Origin of the sequence: Niabella beijingensis, assembly GCF_020034665.1 — a bacterium.
Lineage (GTDB): Bacteria > Bacteroidota > Bacteroidia > Chitinophagales > Chitinophagaceae > Niabella > Niabella beijingensis.
The window spans coordinates 348,610-366,230 of record NZ_JAIQDI010000002.1 but is presented as its reverse complement, the minus strand read 5'-3'; the positions used below and the strand labels follow the sequence as shown (position 1 = coordinate 366,230).

Here is a 17,621-nt window from a genome sequence, read left to right as displayed (position 1 = left end):
TCCGTTTTTTGATGATACTAATTATTGCTCTATTTTCCCCCAGAAACTGATCTCGGGAACGACTATCTGACCGATAGGCCCCGAGCTGGAATAGGTGGCAATGGTTTTGAACCGGATGTACCGGAAAGCGCCCTGATCGCCGGTAAATTCAAAATCGCCGCCATTTACTACGGAATAGCTCCGGTCTTCTTCCGTAATCTGGCCCTGCGGCAACCCGGAAGGTTTGATAAACTCAAAACTACCCAGCAGCTTCCAGTCGTCCCAGCTGCCGTTGGCCGGCGGGTTATTGGATCCCCAGATCTCAAACTGTTTAACGCTGGCGCCGGCATAAGGCGATTCATGATAATGCATCACTTTCATACGGCTGGCGGTAACGGTTTTACCCAGGTCGATCGTGAACCATTGCGGTATCTGCAAAGTATGTACGGTAGCGAAAATATTATAGTTCCCGATTCCCCAGAGGCCATCGTATACATGCGGAAGGTCAAAGGACTCCACATACTGGTAGGTATCCGTAGGCAGGTACATCGCCTTCCAGGTATTCTTGGGAATAAACTGTTCAAACAAAGGCTTTATAACCTCCTCCACCTGCGGCGACCGGTTATTCCACCTGTCCCGGACATATACTGCAAACCTTTTTGAAACCGTATCAAATCCCCTTGCCGAAAAGGTCCCCGAATCAAGTGCGCTGTAATAGGAACTGATTTCTTTATAGGCCCCGCTTCCTGTAGTGTCATACAATAAGGTAAAGGCAAGATTCGCACGGGTGGGATTTTTAAATCTCAACCGCACACCGCCGAAAGTGGGCTCCAGGCTAAGGGATTGCTGCACCAGCATTACCGGAGGTGTAAGGGGCACCAGATCAACGGTCAGGGGAGCCGACTCTTTCTCATTTTTTCCAACGCTGTAGATCGCTATCTGCCGCGGGCTTACATCCCCAAAACCCGAAACAACAAGCGTGTCTTTAAAAACGGATGATTTCGTTTCTGCTTTTATGCCCGGCTGTATTTCGTATACAGCTTTTATATAAGAAAGACTGGCATCCACCGGCAGCTTGTAGGTAATAATACCGCCCCCCGGTGTGGGCTTCACCTTTATATCGGTAACCTGTGCAGGAGGTGGCGCATTGCCATCGGTATAATTATAAATGGGTTCTTTGCCACAGCGGGAAAACAGGAGGACGGGCATTACCATTAAACCAATTTTCAGCAAATTTTTCATTTCAATACTTTTGTAATTTTTTACCACCCGATATTTTGTTTGAGGTTTGTATTGCGTGTGAGTTCCTCTTCTGATATAGGCCAGAAATAATCTTTCAGACTGAATCGTTGATTATATAAGGTAACCGGGTTGTAATAAGCAGCAGCCACGCTCTGGCTTATGTCCCAGCCGCGTAAAGGTGCATTATACTCCTGTATACCTTCCTTCCAGCGCCTGAGGTCCCAGAAACGATGCCCTTCAAACATAAGCTCCAGGTTGCGCTCTTTATGAATGATGCTGCGCAGACCGTCCTTTGTTGTATATTTTGCAGCATTTTTTGAAAAATTTGTCCATGCCGTTTCAATTGTGGGTAGGCCCGCCCGTTCACGTATCAGGTTTACGTACTGATAGGCTTCGGCGCCGGGTCCGTTTGCTTCGTTTAAGGCTTCAGCATATAACAGGTAAAGATCCGCCAGGCGGATGAGCGGCCAGGGATAATTTACGTAGGAGTACCGGGTGGTATGATCCATCGTATTTTCAAAATGGACCACTTTTTTAATGGCATACCCGGTAACAGGGCCATAGGCGGGGCTGCTGAGCCCGTGCACCTGGCCGCGTTTTGAAGAAATGTAATAAAGATCCAGCGGCTTACTGTCGTCAAACCGGCCCTGTCCGTACCAGATGCCGCCGTCAAAGCCCAGGCTGGCATAGAAGCGCTGTTCCCGATCGAAATTAAGCGTTGCCGTGGTATAACCCTGCCGTACCATCAGCCCTTCGGCAGCCGTGGCGGTTCTTAACGTATAACGCTGGTCATAGTTGTAGGTTTTATCTTCCTCAATAGGCACCCCGTTCTTCGTATAAAACTGTTCTGCAATTTTAATGGGCGCATCCAGTGCATTCAACATCACTGTATTATCGGGAAAGGCGGGATCCCACTTGGGCGGTGTATAAAATTGGATACCGTTTGCCCAGCTTTGCGTATTGCCCCATATGATTTCGTCGTTCCATCTTTCGGTAAGCGCTGTTCTGATGCCCAATTGAATGCGCATGGTATTTGTAAGGGTTACATTTTTATAAACAGCCGGCACGGTATGTAAGGTATATCCCAGTTCCGTACAAATATCAATCGCCTCTTTGCAGGCTGCAACAGCAGCGGTCCATTTCGCAGGATCTGTTGTTTGATTAAAAAGCTGGGTGCCATCGTTATTCTTAAGTGTGGACGCATCCGTGTTGCCATTGTATAAAGGACTGGCAGCCGTTACCATCACTTTGGCTTTTACCGCATAGGCGATCGGCTTGGAAATACGACCCAGCTGATCCTGGTTGGTAATGGCATCGGGCAGCGAATCCTTGGCCTCATCCAGTAAGGATACAATATAGCTGAAACATTCCTCTACAGTGTTCCTCTCTGCTTTTACCTGCTCAATCGGAGCGTCTACCGGAAGGTTTTGTTTAATAAGGGGCACGGGGCCATACATGCGCACCAAACAGAAATGATACCAGGCTTTCAGGAATTTCACTTCCGCGATCCAGTAGGTTTTCATATTGGGAGGTACGCTGGGCACTTTCCGGGCATTTTCCAAAAAAATATTACAGTCCCTGATGGCCTTGTAATAGGACTCCCAATACTCCTGCCCTATGGGTGATACAAAGTTCTGGTTGCCGCGCGTAATATTGAACATCCGCCCGAACTGACTCCAGCGGCTTTGCAGTGGGATCATCTCATCGCCCCCTGTTAAGGCGGGGTTTAAATTCGGTTCTGCATCTTTTAACAGGTATGAATAGCAGGTCCCCAGGTATTTTTCGGCCTGTGTGCGGGTCGCAAAAGCATTGTCTATTGTTGCGATATTGTCCGGCACTATGTCAAGGTATTGTTTACAGGAAGAAAGTACCACCGATGCAATACCTATCGTCCAGTATAATTGCTTTATATTTTTTATGCTGCAGAATTTCATGCTATCAGTTTTTAAAAAGAGTTAGTGAAACGTAACGTTCAGCCCCACATTAAATACTTTTTGCAGAGGGTATCCCAACCCGTTGCCTGCCATTTCCGGATCCCACATTTTAAACTTACTGAAGGTCAGCAGGTTCAGTGCATTTACATAAATCCTCAAATTATTGGCCTTCAATTTATCCTGGATGCTTTTAGGAAAGGTATAACCCAGCTCCACCTGTTTGAGCCTCAGAAAAGCGCCATTGCGCATCCACCAGGTACTGGGTTGTGTATTGTTTCCCTGCTCAATAGAAGTACGGTCATCTTTTTCGCTCAGCCGGGGCATCACCGCGTATACATCCTGATTGGCTTCCGACCAATAGCTGTCTGCATAGGCTTTTAGCAATTGGGTTTGCCTGAAAAAAGGCATGGTACCGGTATACTGGCCGTTGCTGTTGAAACCCGCCACATTGATCCAGAATGATTCCCGGGCAATACCGTTAAAGAAAAAGGATACATCAAAATTTTTAAAGCCCGAGGAAAGCCCGAAGCCGTAATTGATTTCGGGGGTTGTAGGATAGCCGATCGGCGCTTTATCGGCTTCCGAGATCTGCCCGTCATTATTAATGTCGAGATATTTAATATCGCCGCCCATGGCACCATCAATAAAGTTTTGCCTGGGAGCGTTGGCAGCCTCGGCATCGTCTGTGAACAACTTTTCGGCAATATAACCGTACATCCGGCCGATAGGCTGACCTATATGCGAGCGGTATTTATCCTTGTACGCCGGTTCTTCATACACATCATACCGGCTGGTGGCATAAGTAAAATTACCAAGCGCGGATACCCATAAGTCATTACCGAATGTTTTCTTATAATCCATCGAAGCATCGATCCCTTTGGAAGAAGCCTCACCCACATTGGCCCTGTTCACCGCCGAAAGTCCCATTGTAGCCGGCACATATGCCCTGTCCATCAGGATATTTTTTCTTTTCTGAATAAAATAATCCGCTTTAAAATTCAAACTGTTGAACAGCTCCAGTTCAACCCCGTAGTTTTGCTGTACCGAAGTTTCCCAGCTAATGTTGGGGTTGGCATACCGGTTTACCAGAATACCATTGAAGGGCACATATTCCAAAAGGCCAAAGCGGTAAGCTCTTTGCGCGCTGTTCATGTTTACTTCCGATAAATAGAAAAACCGGTCGTCGGGACTGCCGATGGCATCGTTTCCTACAAGGCCATAGGTTCCCCTAAATTTCAGGTTCGACACCACATTCTTCAGCCGTTCAAAAAATTTCTCATTGGAAACCGTCCATGCAAGACCTGCGGATGGGAAAAAACCAAACCGTTTAGCCTGCGAAAAACGTTCGGAACCGTTATAACCGAAATTGAACTCGGCATAATACCTGCTGTCATAGCCATAAGTGGCCCGGCCCGATACTCCGACATTTCTGAACGGCAGCGATTTCTGAAGACTTCCGGCATTGGCATTTAAACGCTGGTTCAACATATACACCAGCAGCCCGCTGATATTGTGTTTTGTGTTAAAAGTCCGGTTATAATCCAGCTGCGACTGCATATAGAAAAACGTTTCAATCGTTTTGGGACCTTCCGTATAACCCAGGTACTCTGTCCCTTCCGCTTCATTAAGCGGCATCAGAATATATTTATCCGTTGTCCGGTCGTAGCTGGCTACCTGATAGAAATAGGGATTATAAAAGCGGTTCACATCAAAAAAAGAAGTCCGGTTCGTATTCATCATGGTGTTCCAGGTGAGCCCCTTAACGATGGAATTAAGATTTTGTTTTAGCTCCAGCTGTGCCAGCATTAAGGATCTCGAATAATCCCTGTAACCTTTTACCATATCTGCATAAGGGTTAATGAAAGGTCCATTCTGATCCGTGCCCCCAAACAGGATGTGCCGGGTTTCCATGTTGGCGGAATCCGGGGGGAAGAAGGCCGGATAGGCCACCGGGTTGGCATGCATGGCGCTGTAATACATCTGGTCACCACCAGGCACAGGGCCTGTATAATCATCAAAGTTCCCGTTGAGCCGCACCGTCAGCATGGTGGATTTGGTAATATCGATATCTACATTGGAGCGGAGCGTATAACTTTTCAGATTGATATTATTATTAAAGTTGTTGCGCCCGTCCACCTTCAGCACGCCGTTATCTTTATTAAAAGCACCGGATACAAAATACCTGGCTACGCCCCCGCCTCCGCTCACGTTAAGGTTATAGCGCTGGTTTACTGCGTATTTCTTAAACAGCATATTGATCCAGTCATTCTGCGGGTAGACATAAGGATTGGCACCGGCTGCGGCGGTTCGTTCTATTTTTTCCTGTGAATACAACAATTGTATATTACCTCTTGTAGCCCGGGCCTCATTCGCCAGCTTCATATAGGTGACCGGGTCAGCCAGCTCAACCGTTTTAGTGGGGGCAGAGACCGAATTTTCCACCCGCAGGGAGATCTTCGCTGTTCCCACAACTCCTTTTTTGGTGGTTACCAGTATTACGCCATTGGCTCCGCGTGCGCCATACACCGCGGTAGAGGTCGCATCTTTTAATATGGAGAAGGTGGCGATGTCGTCGGGTTGCAGCCGTGCCAGGTCGGTGGGGGTAAGCTCAATCCCATCGATCAGGATCAGCGGATCCCGCTTATATCCGAAAGTGGTGACGCCCCGTATAAAAAACTCGGCATTGTCCCTGCCGGGCTCTCCCGTACGCTGAAAAGCGATCATACCGGCTACCCGCCCCGCCAGCGCGGTTGTAAGGTTACTGGCCGGTATCTTCAGATCCGATGGATTTACGGAAGTAACGGCTCCTACCACATCTTTCTTCTTTTGTGTACCAAAGCCTACCACCACTACTTCATTCATTTTTTGCTGTTCAACATCCGGCGCCAGCGTAATAGTTATATCACGTGCACTGCCTACTGCAATCGTTTTTCCCTTATACCCAACGGAAGTAATCACCAGCGAATCGGTTGCTGCGTCCACTTCGATCATGAATTTCCCGCCGAGATCCGTGGAAGCACCACGGCTGGTACCCATAACGGAAACGGATGCACCGGCGATCGGCTCTCCTTTGTCATTGATCACTTTCCCGTTCAATACCCAGGAAAGCGCTGCCGCCTGTTGCTTCCTGCTGGTAATAAGGATGGCCCGGTCCATTAACTGGTAAGTAAAGGGCTGATCCGCAAAGCACAGGTCCAACGCCTCTTTTAGGGGCATCTTTTTCAGATTAACCGACAGGTTCCTGGCATTCCGGATCTCCCGTACATCTGCTAAAATGGAATAGCCGCTTTGCCGGCCGATCCATTCGATGACCGTCTTAAACGGCTCATTCCGGGCCTTCAGGGTGATCTCCTGCGACCATGCCGATGCATTCACCTTTAAACAAGCGACGACCACCAGCAAAACGGTTAATTTCATTGCCAAGAAAATTTTAGATTCTGTTCCGATACAAGCAAGAATGAGACGGGCGATCCGATGCAAAGCCCTGCCCATGTAATGAATCTTAAAATTCATACATTTGTAATTGTTATGGTTTTAGATAATATGACTCCTGTTCCGTTATCTTGACCTGACATCACCGGAAGTGTTGGAGCACTTCCGGATCTGTTTTATATGGTCCTTAGTTATTCTGTTACATATATTTTTCTCCCTTCTGTTTTAAAATGAATATTGCCTACGATCTCCAGCATCTGCAGCACCCGGGAAAGTGGTACATTTCTTTCGATCTTGCCATAAAAAAGATTATCGGGTAACTTGTCGTACACAAACTCCACATCGTACCATTTGCGGATCTGCTCTTCCATGGTTTTAAAGTCTGCAGAATCAAATTCAAAATAGCCATCCTTCCAGGCTACACTGGACTCCGGATTGTTCTTATGGGCAACGGTAATAGCCCCCTTCCCTTTTACAAATGCCGACTCCTGACCGGGTTTCAGTACACGGGTCATACCGGCGCCGGATAGCCGGATGCTCCCCTCCAGCAGCGTTGTCCGGATCACCGAAGCATCTGCTCCGGTATTGACCACGAAATGCGTTCCCAATACTTCCACCAACTGATTGCCGGAACGCACACGGAACGGCCTGGTGGCATCTTTTGCCACTTCAAAATAGACCTCACCGGCAGACTGCACCACCCGTTCTTTTTCCGGGAACAACACCGGGAACCGTACTGTAGAGCCCGCATTGAGCCAGAGCTTTGAGCCATCCGGCAATACTACCCTCGATTCACCGCCAACAGGTGTGGTAAACGTAGTAAATAGCTGCTGCAGGGACGCAGGATCCTTTATGGCCGAAACATGAAATTCTACCAGGCCATCTGCTGCCCGGGAAATAACAAGCCCTTCCTTATTGTACAAAACACCCCTGGAGGAACTATCGACCTGAACAGCCGATCCATCGGAAAAACCGATCACCGCCCGTTCGGTTCCCGGCAGTATTTCTTTTTTTACTGCAACGGTTCCCGCAGCGGGCGCAAACGTTGATTGGTACAACAAATACCCTCCCAGCCCTATCAGGAAAACAGCTGCTGCAGCCAGCAGGTACCGTCTTATAGTTCCTTTCCTTTTCGCGGTGTTCCCCGCTTTGGCGGTTTCCAGCAGCAACTCCCGGATCCGGCTGCTTTGCTGTTCGGAGATCACCGTTTCCTTTAGTACTTCCGGATGATGGTATTGCCGGTATATTTCAGCCAGCAATGTCCGGTTGGAGCGCCGGCTCCCGATAAATGTCATCAGCTCTCCGATTTCCTCGGGAGAGCATTCGTCATTTACATACCGCTTCATCAGTTCCTCGTAGTAACGGATATCCTTTTCCATGGGCAATACACTTTAGCCGTTAATAATATAATATCCTCCGGATTAAAAACCGGGTGGATACCTGTTTACTTTTTTTTAAAAAAATGCTGGTATCAGAAAAATGATAAGAATACAAACAAGATCAGGGGCTGAAAATCGACATACTTGCTCATATGCAGTTTAATGGCCCGGGTGGCCAGTACCATATGTTCCTTTACCGTATTCCGGGAGATGCCCAGCTCGCGGGCCACGCCATCATAGGTTTTTCCTTCGTCACGGCAAAGCCGGAACACCTTCTTGCGTTGCACCGGAAGACAATCGATCGCATCGGAGAGAAGGGCTTCATATTCCTTCCACCGCAACTGTTCTTCATTGGAACAGGTAAGCGGGTCGGTCATTGTTTTAATGCGTTCTGTGATCTCCTGCTGCCGTGCATTTTTTTTCAATGCCTTGAATACGCAATTGCGTGCTATTTTATAGAGGTAAGCCTGCAGCGACCGGGCACTGTCGATCCGCTCTTTTACCCTCCAGAGGGTAAGAAACACTTCCTGAAGCACATCCTCGGCAAGTTCCGGCAATTTTACAAACCGGATCACAAAAGCATAAAGGCGTCCGTGATACAGATCATATATCCTTGTATAAGCCGATGTATCACCATTCCGTAAACCTTCGATGATTGCTATTTCTTCCTCTTTCATATGACTTACAGTATAACAGCTTTGGCAAGCTTCCGGGTACAGCAAGAGCTGACATCCTGTTAAAGGTATACAAAACGTGCAGGCCATCCATCCTGTACTGTCATGGTTTCAATCCCCTTATTTTTGGGGATTATCCGCCTGGTGCTACGCCGGTTTCAGAAGAAATTTCAACGACTATATTACCGGAAGCGAGTAATTTTACCCCTGTGGATCCGCTTCTTCAACATACACGGCTGGTAAAGGACTGCAGCAAAGAGCTGGGATTTGACTATTGCGGTATTGCAAAAGCGGCGCCGCTGGATGAGGACGCCCGCCGGCTGGAAGCCTGGCTGTCGAAAGGAATGCATGGCAACATGCACTATATGGAGCACCATTTCGACCTGAGGGTTGATCCTACCAAACTCGTTCCGGGTGCCCGGTCGGTCATCACATTGCTGATGAATTATTTCCCCTCCCGGCAACAACAAACGGATGGTCCGAAAATATCCAAATATGCCTATGGCGACGATTATCATGAAGTGATACGGGCGCGGCTCAACACGTTGCTGCAGCGGCTCCGGGAGCAGGTCGGCGAAATCAACGGACGCGGCTTTGTCGATTCCGCACCGGTATTGGAGCGTTCCTGGGCCCGGAAGAGCGGTCTGGGATGGGTTGGCAAAAACGGTAACCTGCTGGTTCGCGGGGCCGGATCTTTTTATTTTATCGCCACACTGATCACGGACCTGCCGCTGCTGTATGATGATCCCTACACCGCCGATTTTTGCGGAACCTGTACCCGGTGCCTCGACGCCTGCCCCACAGGTGCCATCCTGCCCGGTAAGGTGGTGGACGGCAGCCGGTGCATTTCTTATTTTACTATTGAATTGAAAGAGGCGCTGATCCCGGACGAAATGAAAGGGCAGTTCCAGGACTGGATCTTTGGCTGTGATACCTGCCAGGATGTTTGCCCCTGGAACCGGTTCAGCAAACCCCATCAGCAGGAGGCCTTTACCCCGCTTCCCGAGATCCTGAATTTATCCACCCGGGAATGGGAACATTTTTCGGAAGAACAGTTCCGCCAGGTTTTTAAACACTCGCCGCTAAAGCGCACCAAGCTAAAAGGTGTACAACGCAACCTGAAATTCATCAGGGAATAATATCACTGACTTATCCTTTGCGCAGCATTGCCACAAAGACTCAAAGTAACACAAAGAAAACATCCTTTGTGTATGGTAACTTCGTGGCTTATTAAAAAAACTTGAAAAATGGCTCACTGATTGCACAGATATACACAGAATATCTCAGCAGCACACAATATTTGTCTGCGGCAATCCGTGTGATCTGTGAGAACAAAAAGAACAACCTTCGTGTAGCTTAGTGACTTCGTGGCTCATTAAAATCTTTGAAAAACAGCCCACTGATTGCACAGATGCACATATCTCAATACCAGTACACAATACTTGTCTGTGGCAATCCGTGTAGTCTGTGAGAACAAAAAAATGTCCTTCGTGTATCTTAGAGACTCCGCGCCTTCGTGGCTCATTAAAAATCTTTGAAAAACAGCTCACTGATTGCACAGATATACACAGAGCATCTCAGCAACAGTACACAATATTTGTCTGTGGCAATCCGCGTAGTCTATGAGAACAAACTCCCGCTATAAAGAATAAAAACCGCCGGGGATCCCGTTAGTTTCCTGTATTCGCAACATTTTCCGCCTATTGCGTCCGCTCTTTCAACCGCTTCAATCCCTCTTCCATGACCCGCCCGTAGGACCGGTCCAGCAACAATCCTGAAAACCGCTCCCAGGGATACCACTTGAAATCAAAATCCATATAGTTCTGCACGGTCAGCGAGTCGGAGTTGGCATAACGGATCAGTTTCCAGTTATTGGATACCGGTTGTTCCCCCTTTTTCATCAGTACCGTCACCAATGTGTCGGTAGCCACGGTTACCTGCAGCTGTATATTCTTTACCGTCGCCTTTACCACCTTTCCCTCCCTGGTCTCAGCGTCTTTTAGTTCCAGACTGTCAAAGCCGGGATACCAGTTTTTCCATTTTGAAAGATCGCTGACCTCATTAAGTACTGAATCCGCACCCGCATAGAGGTTCGCCGCCCGCGATACCCGCACGTGCGACGGCAACAGCAAAGTAACACCCGTCACCACTACCAGCAATGTTATCGCACTGAAAACAAAAAACCGTATATATTTCATATTATTGTTTCGCTTTATTTCAAGATCAGCCTATTCCCACCGCATCAGTTTTGAAACACCAAAATAAACCAGCAGGATCCACAGTCCCAGATAGCCCAGCTCCCTCCAGCAGTCATAAAGATGCAATCCTTCAAAAGAGATCTTCCGCATGGCATCGTTGAACTGGGTGAGCGGCAGCAGCTCACAAAGCTGTTGCAGCCATTTAGGGAATACATCGATCGGAAAGAACGTACCGGAAAGCAGGAGCTGCGGAAAGCCCACCACATTGATCATTAACGGGATCACCGTATCATTGCGGGCAATGCTGCTGATGATCAGGCCAACACCCATCAGCAGGAATAGCATCACTATAGAAAGCAGCAGCATTTCCACAAATGTGAGCGCACCGTGAACCAGGGTGAAATTCAGGAAGAAATGACCCACAAGGATCAGCACCACCACATTCATCAGCTGAAAGAACAAACGACTGGTACCGATACCGATCAGTATATTCAGTTTCTTTACAGGAGAGGCATAAAAGCGTTTAAGCACCAGTTGCTCCCGGAGGTTAAAGAAAACAAACGCGATCCCGAACAGCGTGGAAAAAAGTATGGAAAAACCCAGCTGCCCCGGCAGCACAAAATCAATGGAGCGGTATTTTTTCCCCGGAACGATCTGCGTTTGAATCGTATACGCCCTTTTTATATGCGACTGATCCAGCTGAATGCGAAGCGTTGCATAATCAACAGACCGCACCAATCCGGGCAGCGCACCGGCACTGGCTTCACTTGACCTTAATACGATGTGCGCGGCAGCTGTGGTATCGGACGCTTTTTTTATCAGGAGTACGGCATCCAGTTTTCCCTTTGCCAGGTCTTCGTTCCGTTGCAATGTATCCTCATAACGGACGATATTTATCAATCCGCTTTTAACAAGACTGTCATAAAGAACACCCGTGGTATCCCCCGCAGGATCGATGGCAACTTTCCGGATGGCCGGAGGTTTATCCGTAAAGGCGCCAAAAATCAGGATAAATACGATGGGGAAAAGCAGGCTGAAAAAAATTGATGACGGCTGACTGAATATGGCCTTAAAACTTGCTTTTGTGATCGCCCAGAGCGCTTTTGACTGACTGTACTTCATGCTTCTATTTGATTACCTGGTTGCTGTAACGTCCGGCTTCACTAGAGCAAAGCGCAATACGCAATCACCGATATACTGCCGGTTCAATAATTTACCGGATGTTCCGCTGTGGATCCTTTTTATTCTTCTTTCCACTCCCCTTTGTTAGTTGATAACGAACTCAAACGGCAACCTTGCCTGGATGCTGTTGGTCATTTGCTGCACCGATTTTAATTGCTGGTACACGCCGGCATAATCCGGCCCCAGCTCTTTCTCTATCATTGTTGCGGCACTGCTGTTTTTATTATAGCCCAGGATACGCTCCAGGAGGTTTCCGTACTTCGGGTATTCTTTAACCGCAAATTCCTTCAGGCCCGCTTTTTTTGCCGCCGCATTGATGGCATCCTGCAAACCACCATGCTGATCGATCAGCCCGATCTCCTTGGCACGCAATCCGGTCCATACCCTTCCCTGGGCAATGGTCTCCACGTAGGCGGTATCTCTTTTACGTCCTTCTGCCACGCGGCTTTTGAACTGATCGTAAATACGCTCAATGCTGCCCTGCACGATCTTCCGTTCCTGTTCGGTCATCGGATGATCGATGGAGCCCGCATTGGCCAGCGGACCGGTGCTCACGCCATCAAAAGTAACACCCAGCTTGTTTTTCAGGAAAGCGCTCATATCCGGTATCACCCCAAATACACCTATCGATCCGGTGAGGGTGGCCGGCGATGCAAAAATACTGTCTGCTGCGCAGGACATATAATAGCCTCCCGAGGCCGCCACATCTCCAAAGCTTACGATCAGGGGTTTGGCTGCCTTAGCCATTTTCATCTCCCGCCAGATATTATCACTGGCCAGCGCGCTGCCGCCGCCGGAGTTTACCCGCACTACGATCGCTTTAATCGAATTATCCAGCCGGGCCTTTCGCAGCAGATCCACATACTCCCCATCACTGATCACGCCTTCCTCGCCCTTTCCGTCCACGATCGACCCTGCGGCATAGATCAGCGCGATCTTTTCCCCGTTGCCTCCCAGATCCGTGTTCACCTGTGCATACTGCCCGATGGAAACAAAATTGATCCGGTCCGAGCTGTCTATTTTCAGCTGCTGCTTGATCTCAGACTGTAATTCATCATCATACCGCACACCATCGATGAGCTTGCGCTCTGTGGCGATCTGAGGGGTAACAATAACACCCTCATTGGCCCACTGATGCAATGTCGCTGTATCCAGCTGCCGCATGGTAGCCGTCTTCTGTAAAAAATCACTGTAAAGATCATTCAGCCACACGCTGGTTTGCAGCTGGTTGGCTTCGGTCATTTTTTCTGCACGCAAGGGTTCTGTGGCACTTTTGAATTTACCCGCATAAAAGATCTGCGGATTGATCTGGAGCTTGTCCAGCGCGCCTTTCAGAAAGAAATAACTGACACGGTAACCTACCCATTCAAAATCACCGGCCGGACTCACATATACTTTATTAGCAATATTGGCAATACTGTAGGCCTTCTGCGTCATCGAATTCCCGAAAGCAATGATCTGTTTCCCGGAGCTCTTAAAATCGGCCAGGGCATTCCGGATCTCATCACTGGAGGCAAACCCGTTGGCATTCCCGTCCGCCACCAGGTAGATCGCCCGGATCCGGTCATCCGTTTTTGCTTTCCGTATCAGGCGGATCACATTGTACAGCGAAGGGATCTCCTCCAGCTGTTTTCCCTGAATGATATCCTGGACATCCTTCTGAGGCAATTCCACATAGGCCTGTGCCAAGTCGATTTTCAGCACGGACTTATCCGAAATTACCGGGATGGAACTGGATACCGTACTGCTCACCATCCCGATCAAAAAAAAGAATCCGATGGTGCAAAAAACAAGGATAGCCAGAAAAACGGCCAGGAATACTTTTAAAAAAGAACGCATACCGATATTTTAAATTTTGATTGTTCTTTGATGAGATGCCAAAATTAAAGATATTTGGCTTGTAGCAGCGTATTATAAATGAATGAGGTATTTTTATTGATCGGCGGAAATCTCGGCGACAGGGCCGGAAACCTGGCCACAGCACGCGCGCTGATCCGGGAACGCATCGGCACCATTGGAAAAACATCGGCGATCTACGAAACGGCCGCGTGGGGCCTCACCGATCAGCCCGACTTTTACAACCAGGCAGTACAGGTGTTCACCCTCCTGGATCCGGAAGGGCTCATGCAGGCCATCCTGACCATTGAAGCCGCAATGGGGCGTGTGCGAAAAGAACGGTATGGCCCGCGGCTGATCGACATCGATATTTTATTATTCAACAACAGCAGCTATCATTCCGTCGCCGTAACCATCCCCCATCCACGGATGCAGGAGCGGCGGTTTGTACTGGTTCCCCTTGATGAGATCGCCCCGGAATACCGCCATCCGCAGCTTGGGCAAACCATCGGGCAATTGCTGGCAGCGGTAACAGACGAGGCTTCCGTAAAAAAGATATAAGGTCTCGAAATTGTGCTTACTTTGCAGCCAGTTACATGCAGTACGATTTTATTACCATCGAAGGCAATATCGGCGCGGGAAAAACGACCCTGGCCACGGCACTGAGCAGGATCTACAACGCCCGGCTGGTACTGGAGGCTTTTGCAGACAACCCCTTCCTTCCCCGGTTCTATGAAAACCCGCAACAGTTCGCCTTTCCGCTGGAGCTGTTCTTTATGGCGGAACGGTACAAACAGTTGCAGGAGCTGCTGGTGCAGAAGAGCATGTTCCAGCAGCTGACCATCAGTGATTATCTTTTTACAAAATCCCTGCTGTTTGCACGGGTCACCCTGTCGGAAGATGAGTTCAAACTCTACCAGCGGCTCTTCGATATTATCCAGCAACAGCTGATCCAGCCGCAGCTCCTCATCTACCTGCATGCTCCTGTAAAAAAGCTGCAGGAGAACATCAGGAAACGGCAACGCTCTTATGAGCAGCAGATCCCCGATGAATACCTCCTCAACATCCAGGACACCTATCTACAGTATATCCGGCAGCTGCCGCTTCCCGTGCTCTTTGTAGATGCTTCCAATGCCGACTTTATCACCAACGACCGGCATCTGAACCGTATTATGACCGCACTGGACAAAGCCTATGCGCCCGGGCTGCACCCGCTTGCACTGGAGGATTGAGTTATTAAATAATCGTATCCAAATGATTCGTATTCAGACAAGGTCCGTAACTTGTAATTTGCACTCCGAAACACTACCTTTGCCACCTCAATGGAAGACGAGCAACAACCTGTTGTGCAGGTTACCGATGACCCGCTTGCGGCGGTACGCATTCCCGAATACAGGAACTTGATGACCGGCCGTTTTTTGTTTGTTTGTGCGATGCGCATGATCACCACCGTTGTAGGCTGGTGGATCTACCAGCTTACTAAGGATCCCCTGGCCATCGGGCTGGTCGGACTTTCAGAAGTGATTCCCGCCCTGTCCCTGGCGCTCTATTCGGGGCACAAGGTCGATATCAGTGATAAAAAAAAGCTGCTGCTGGTCTCCATCTGTGGTTACTTCCTGGCGGCCTGTTTCCTGTTGTTCCTGTCCACAGACATGGCCCGCAGCACCCTCCACCTCCGGCACATCACCTGGGGTATTTACGGCACGTTCTTTTTCACAGGTATTTTACGCTCCTTTGCAGGCCCTTCGCTCAATTCCATGATCGCTACCATTGTACCGCGGCAATTATTGCAGAACGCCACTACCTGGAACCAGGGCACCTGGCTCTCCGCCTCGGTTACCGGCCATGCACTGGGCGGGTTCCTGATCGCGCTTTACGGCATCACCAATACCCTCACGGTCATCGCCACCTTCATCTTTGTAGCGCTCATTGTTCTTACACAGCTGAAACCCAAACCACCGCTTAAAAATAATTTTGAAAAAAAGACCTTTGAAAGTGTAAAGGAAGGGCTGCGTTTTGTATTCCGTACCAAAGCGCTGCTGGCAGCCATGGCGCTGGATATGTTTGCTGTGCTCTTTGGCGGTGCCGTTGCGCTGATCCCCGTTTTTGCATCCGACATCTTAAAGATCGGCCCCCTGGGATATGGGTGGCTGAATGCCGCTTCAGATATCGGTTCCATCATCATTGTCGTTATCCTCACCCTCTCCCCGATGAAAAAGGCACAGGGCAAAAAAATGCTGATCGCGGTTGCCGGCTACGGCACCTGTATCATTCTCTTCGGCCTGTCGAAATGGTTCCTTCTGTCATTTGTAGCACTGCTCGTTTCCGGTATGCTGGATGGCATCAGCGTGGTGGTACGGGGAACGGTAATGCAGCTGCTGACACCGGACCACATGCGCGGCAGGGTAAGCAGCGTAAGCGGTATGTTCGTTACCAGCAGCAACGAATTGGGGCAGTTTGAAAGTGGTGTCATGTCAAGAGCGCTCGGTGTCATCCCCTCCGTACTCTTCGGTGGAAGCATGACCCTGATCGTGGTGATCGTCACCTGGATGAAGGCACCTACATTGCGTAAGTTTGAATACTGATGCGGGGACGGGCCACAGCACTTCTGTCAGCTTTACTTGTGTCACTCACTGCAACTGCAGTACAAAGCCCGGCTCCGGCCCCTGTATTCAGTACTCCGGTTCCTACACAATTCCCTATCTTTATCCAAAGCATTTTATGTTCCGCAGCTACTCTTTATCCGCACTCTTTTTTTGTATCCTGGTTTTGGCCGTTTCTGGTTGTACTTCATCCCGCTCGCGTACCGCGTCAACGGATGGCTGGACGGATCTGTTTAACGGGAAGGACCTGGACAACTGGATGGTCAAGATCCATCATCATGAAACCGGCGACAACTATGCCCGGACCTTCCGTGCAGAGGAGGGCATGATCAAAGTACGGTACGATGGCTACGATCATTTTAATGAACGGTACGGGCACCTGTATTACAAAACCCCGTTGTCGCATTACCATCTGAAATTTGAATACCGTTTCCTGCCGCAATCCGAATGGAGAACGGACGCCCCCGAGTACACTATTGAAAACAGCGGTATTATGTACCACTCGCAGGATCCACGTACCATGCCCAAAGAGCAGGACTGGCCGATCTCGATAGAGATGCAGCTGCTGGCCGGCCTGGAAGACGGGAAGCCCAGAACCACCGGCAATATGTGCTCACCGGGCACCCATATTTTTTATCAGGGCAAACTCGATACCCGGCACTGCATCAACTCCACCTCCAAAACCTATCCGCCCGGGGAATGGATCCATGCCGAGCTCATCGTCCATGGCGATTCGCTGATCACCCATATCATCGAAGGCGACACGGTGATGCAGTACTCAAAACCGCAGATCGGCGGCCCCGTGGTGAACCGCTTTGCACCGGATCAGAAAACGGATGGCAAGGCGCTCACCTCCGGTTATATTGCCCTCCAAAGCGAGGGCCAGCCCATCGACTTCCGCAACCTCCGGCTGAAGATTCTGAAATAAGCTATCACCGGTGCGCTGTACCTTTAATGCCTTTTCATTGCCGCTTTCTTATGAAACCGGCGCTGCTATGCAGCTTTTCTTAGAGAGAGCCGCTTCTTACTGAGCTGGTTATTCAAACAGGATCTGAACGTTTAAACGGCACAGGCACAGCGCGCCGTAAACCATTGTACCAGCACAACGTCACCTCTCTTCCAGCCGCAGCGCGGCGGTAATCTTTTTCCGGGAATCATGCCC

13 protein-coding genes are annotated in these 17,621 nt (G+C 49.3%); 5 read left to right on the top strand and 8 right to left on the bottom strand.

The window, feature by feature from the left end; all coding sequences use genetic code 11:
* Positions 1-21 precede the first annotated feature (21 nt).
* From K7B07_RS17560 to K7B07_RS17540, 5 genes are all read right to left on the bottom strand, one after another.
* Entirely contained in the window at positions 22-1,221 is a 1,200-nt protein-coding gene (locus K7B07_RS17560; protein ID WP_223711831.1) for a DUF5000 domain-containing lipoprotein, read from the bottom strand.
* A 20-nt stretch (positions 1,222-1,241) separates the two neighbouring features.
* The gene (locus tag K7B07_RS17555; RefSeq protein WP_223711830.1) at positions 1,242-3,155 is read right to left on the bottom strand and encodes a RagB/SusD family nutrient uptake outer membrane protein; all 1,914 of its coding nucleotides are present in this window, start codon (positions 3,153-3,155) and stop codon (positions 1,242-1,244) included.
* Between the two features lie 21 nt (positions 3,156-3,176).
* Positions 3,177-6,572, bottom strand: coding sequence for a TonB-dependent receptor (locus K7B07_RS17550; RefSeq protein WP_223711829.1), 3,396 nt, complete (start codon positions 6,570-6,572; stop codon positions 3,177-3,179).
* Positions 6,573-6,778: 206 nt separating this feature from the next.
* Positions 6,779-7,966: a FecR family protein gene (locus K7B07_RS17545; RefSeq protein ID WP_223711828.1), complete on the bottom strand. Its 1,188-nt coding sequence runs from the start codon at positions 7,964-7,966 to the stop codon at positions 6,779-6,781.
* A 92-nt stretch (positions 7,967-8,058) separates the two neighbouring features.
* Positions 8,059-8,643 (bottom strand): RNA polymerase sigma factor, encoded by a 585-nt coding sequence (locus K7B07_RS17540; RefSeq protein WP_223711827.1) that lies wholly within the window; start codon positions 8,641-8,643, stop codon positions 8,059-8,061.
* A 206-nt stretch (positions 8,644-8,849) separates the two neighbouring features.
* On the opposite strand from K7B07_RS17540, the gene queG reads away from it, so the two are divergent.
* Positions 8,850-9,779: a tRNA epoxyqueuosine(34) reductase QueG gene (queG, locus tag K7B07_RS17535; RefSeq protein WP_223711826.1), complete on the top strand. Its 930-nt coding sequence runs from the start codon at positions 8,850-8,852 to the stop codon at positions 9,777-9,779.
* Between the two features lie 561 nt (positions 9,780-10,340).
* On the opposite strand, the gene K7B07_RS17530 is transcribed toward queG, so the two are convergent.
* The 3 genes from K7B07_RS17530 to sppA form a co-directional block, all read right to left on the bottom strand.
* A complete protein-coding gene (locus K7B07_RS17530) occupies positions 10,341-10,838 on the bottom strand; it encodes an SRPBCC family protein (RefSeq protein ID WP_223711825.1) in 498 nt (165 codons plus the stop codon).
* Between the two features lie 30 nt (positions 10,839-10,868).
* A complete protein-coding gene (locus K7B07_RS17525; protein ID WP_223711824.1) occupies positions 10,869-11,960 on the bottom strand; it encodes an ABC transporter permease in 1,092 nt (363 codons plus the stop codon).
* 144 nt (positions 11,961-12,104) lie between these two features.
* Positions 12,105-13,859: a signal peptide peptidase SppA gene (gene sppA, locus K7B07_RS17520; RefSeq protein WP_223711823.1), complete on the bottom strand. Its 1,755-nt coding sequence runs from the start codon at positions 13,857-13,859 to the stop codon at positions 12,105-12,107.
* Positions 13,860-13,937: 78 nt separating this feature from the next.
* Between sppA and folK the strand changes: the two genes are divergently transcribed.
* The 4 genes from folK (at position 13,938) to K7B07_RS17500 (ending at position 17,387) form a co-directional block, all read left to right on the top strand.
* The gene (gene folK / locus K7B07_RS17515) at positions 13,938-14,417 is read left to right on the top strand and encodes a 2-amino-4-hydroxy-6-hydroxymethyldihydropteridine diphosphokinase (protein ID WP_223711822.1); all 480 of its coding nucleotides are present in this window, start codon (positions 13,938-13,940) and stop codon (positions 14,415-14,417) included.
* A 35-nt stretch (positions 14,418-14,452) separates the two neighbouring features.
* On the top strand, positions 14,453-15,088 hold the full coding sequence (locus tag K7B07_RS17510) for a deoxynucleoside kinase (protein ID WP_223711821.1): 636 nt from the start codon (positions 14,453-14,455) through the stop codon (positions 15,086-15,088).
* 90 nt (positions 15,089-15,178) lie between these two features.
* Complete coding sequence (locus K7B07_RS17505; RefSeq protein ID WP_223711820.1) at positions 15,179-16,441, top strand: MFS transporter; 1,263 nt, start codon at positions 15,179-15,181, stop codon at positions 16,439-16,441.
* A 136-nt stretch (positions 16,442-16,577) separates the two neighbouring features.
* Positions 16,578-17,387: a 3-keto-disaccharide hydrolase gene (locus tag K7B07_RS17500; RefSeq protein ID WP_223711819.1), complete on the top strand. Its 810-nt coding sequence runs from the start codon at positions 16,578-16,580 to the stop codon at positions 17,385-17,387.
* Positions 17,388-17,621: the final 234 nt, after the last annotated feature.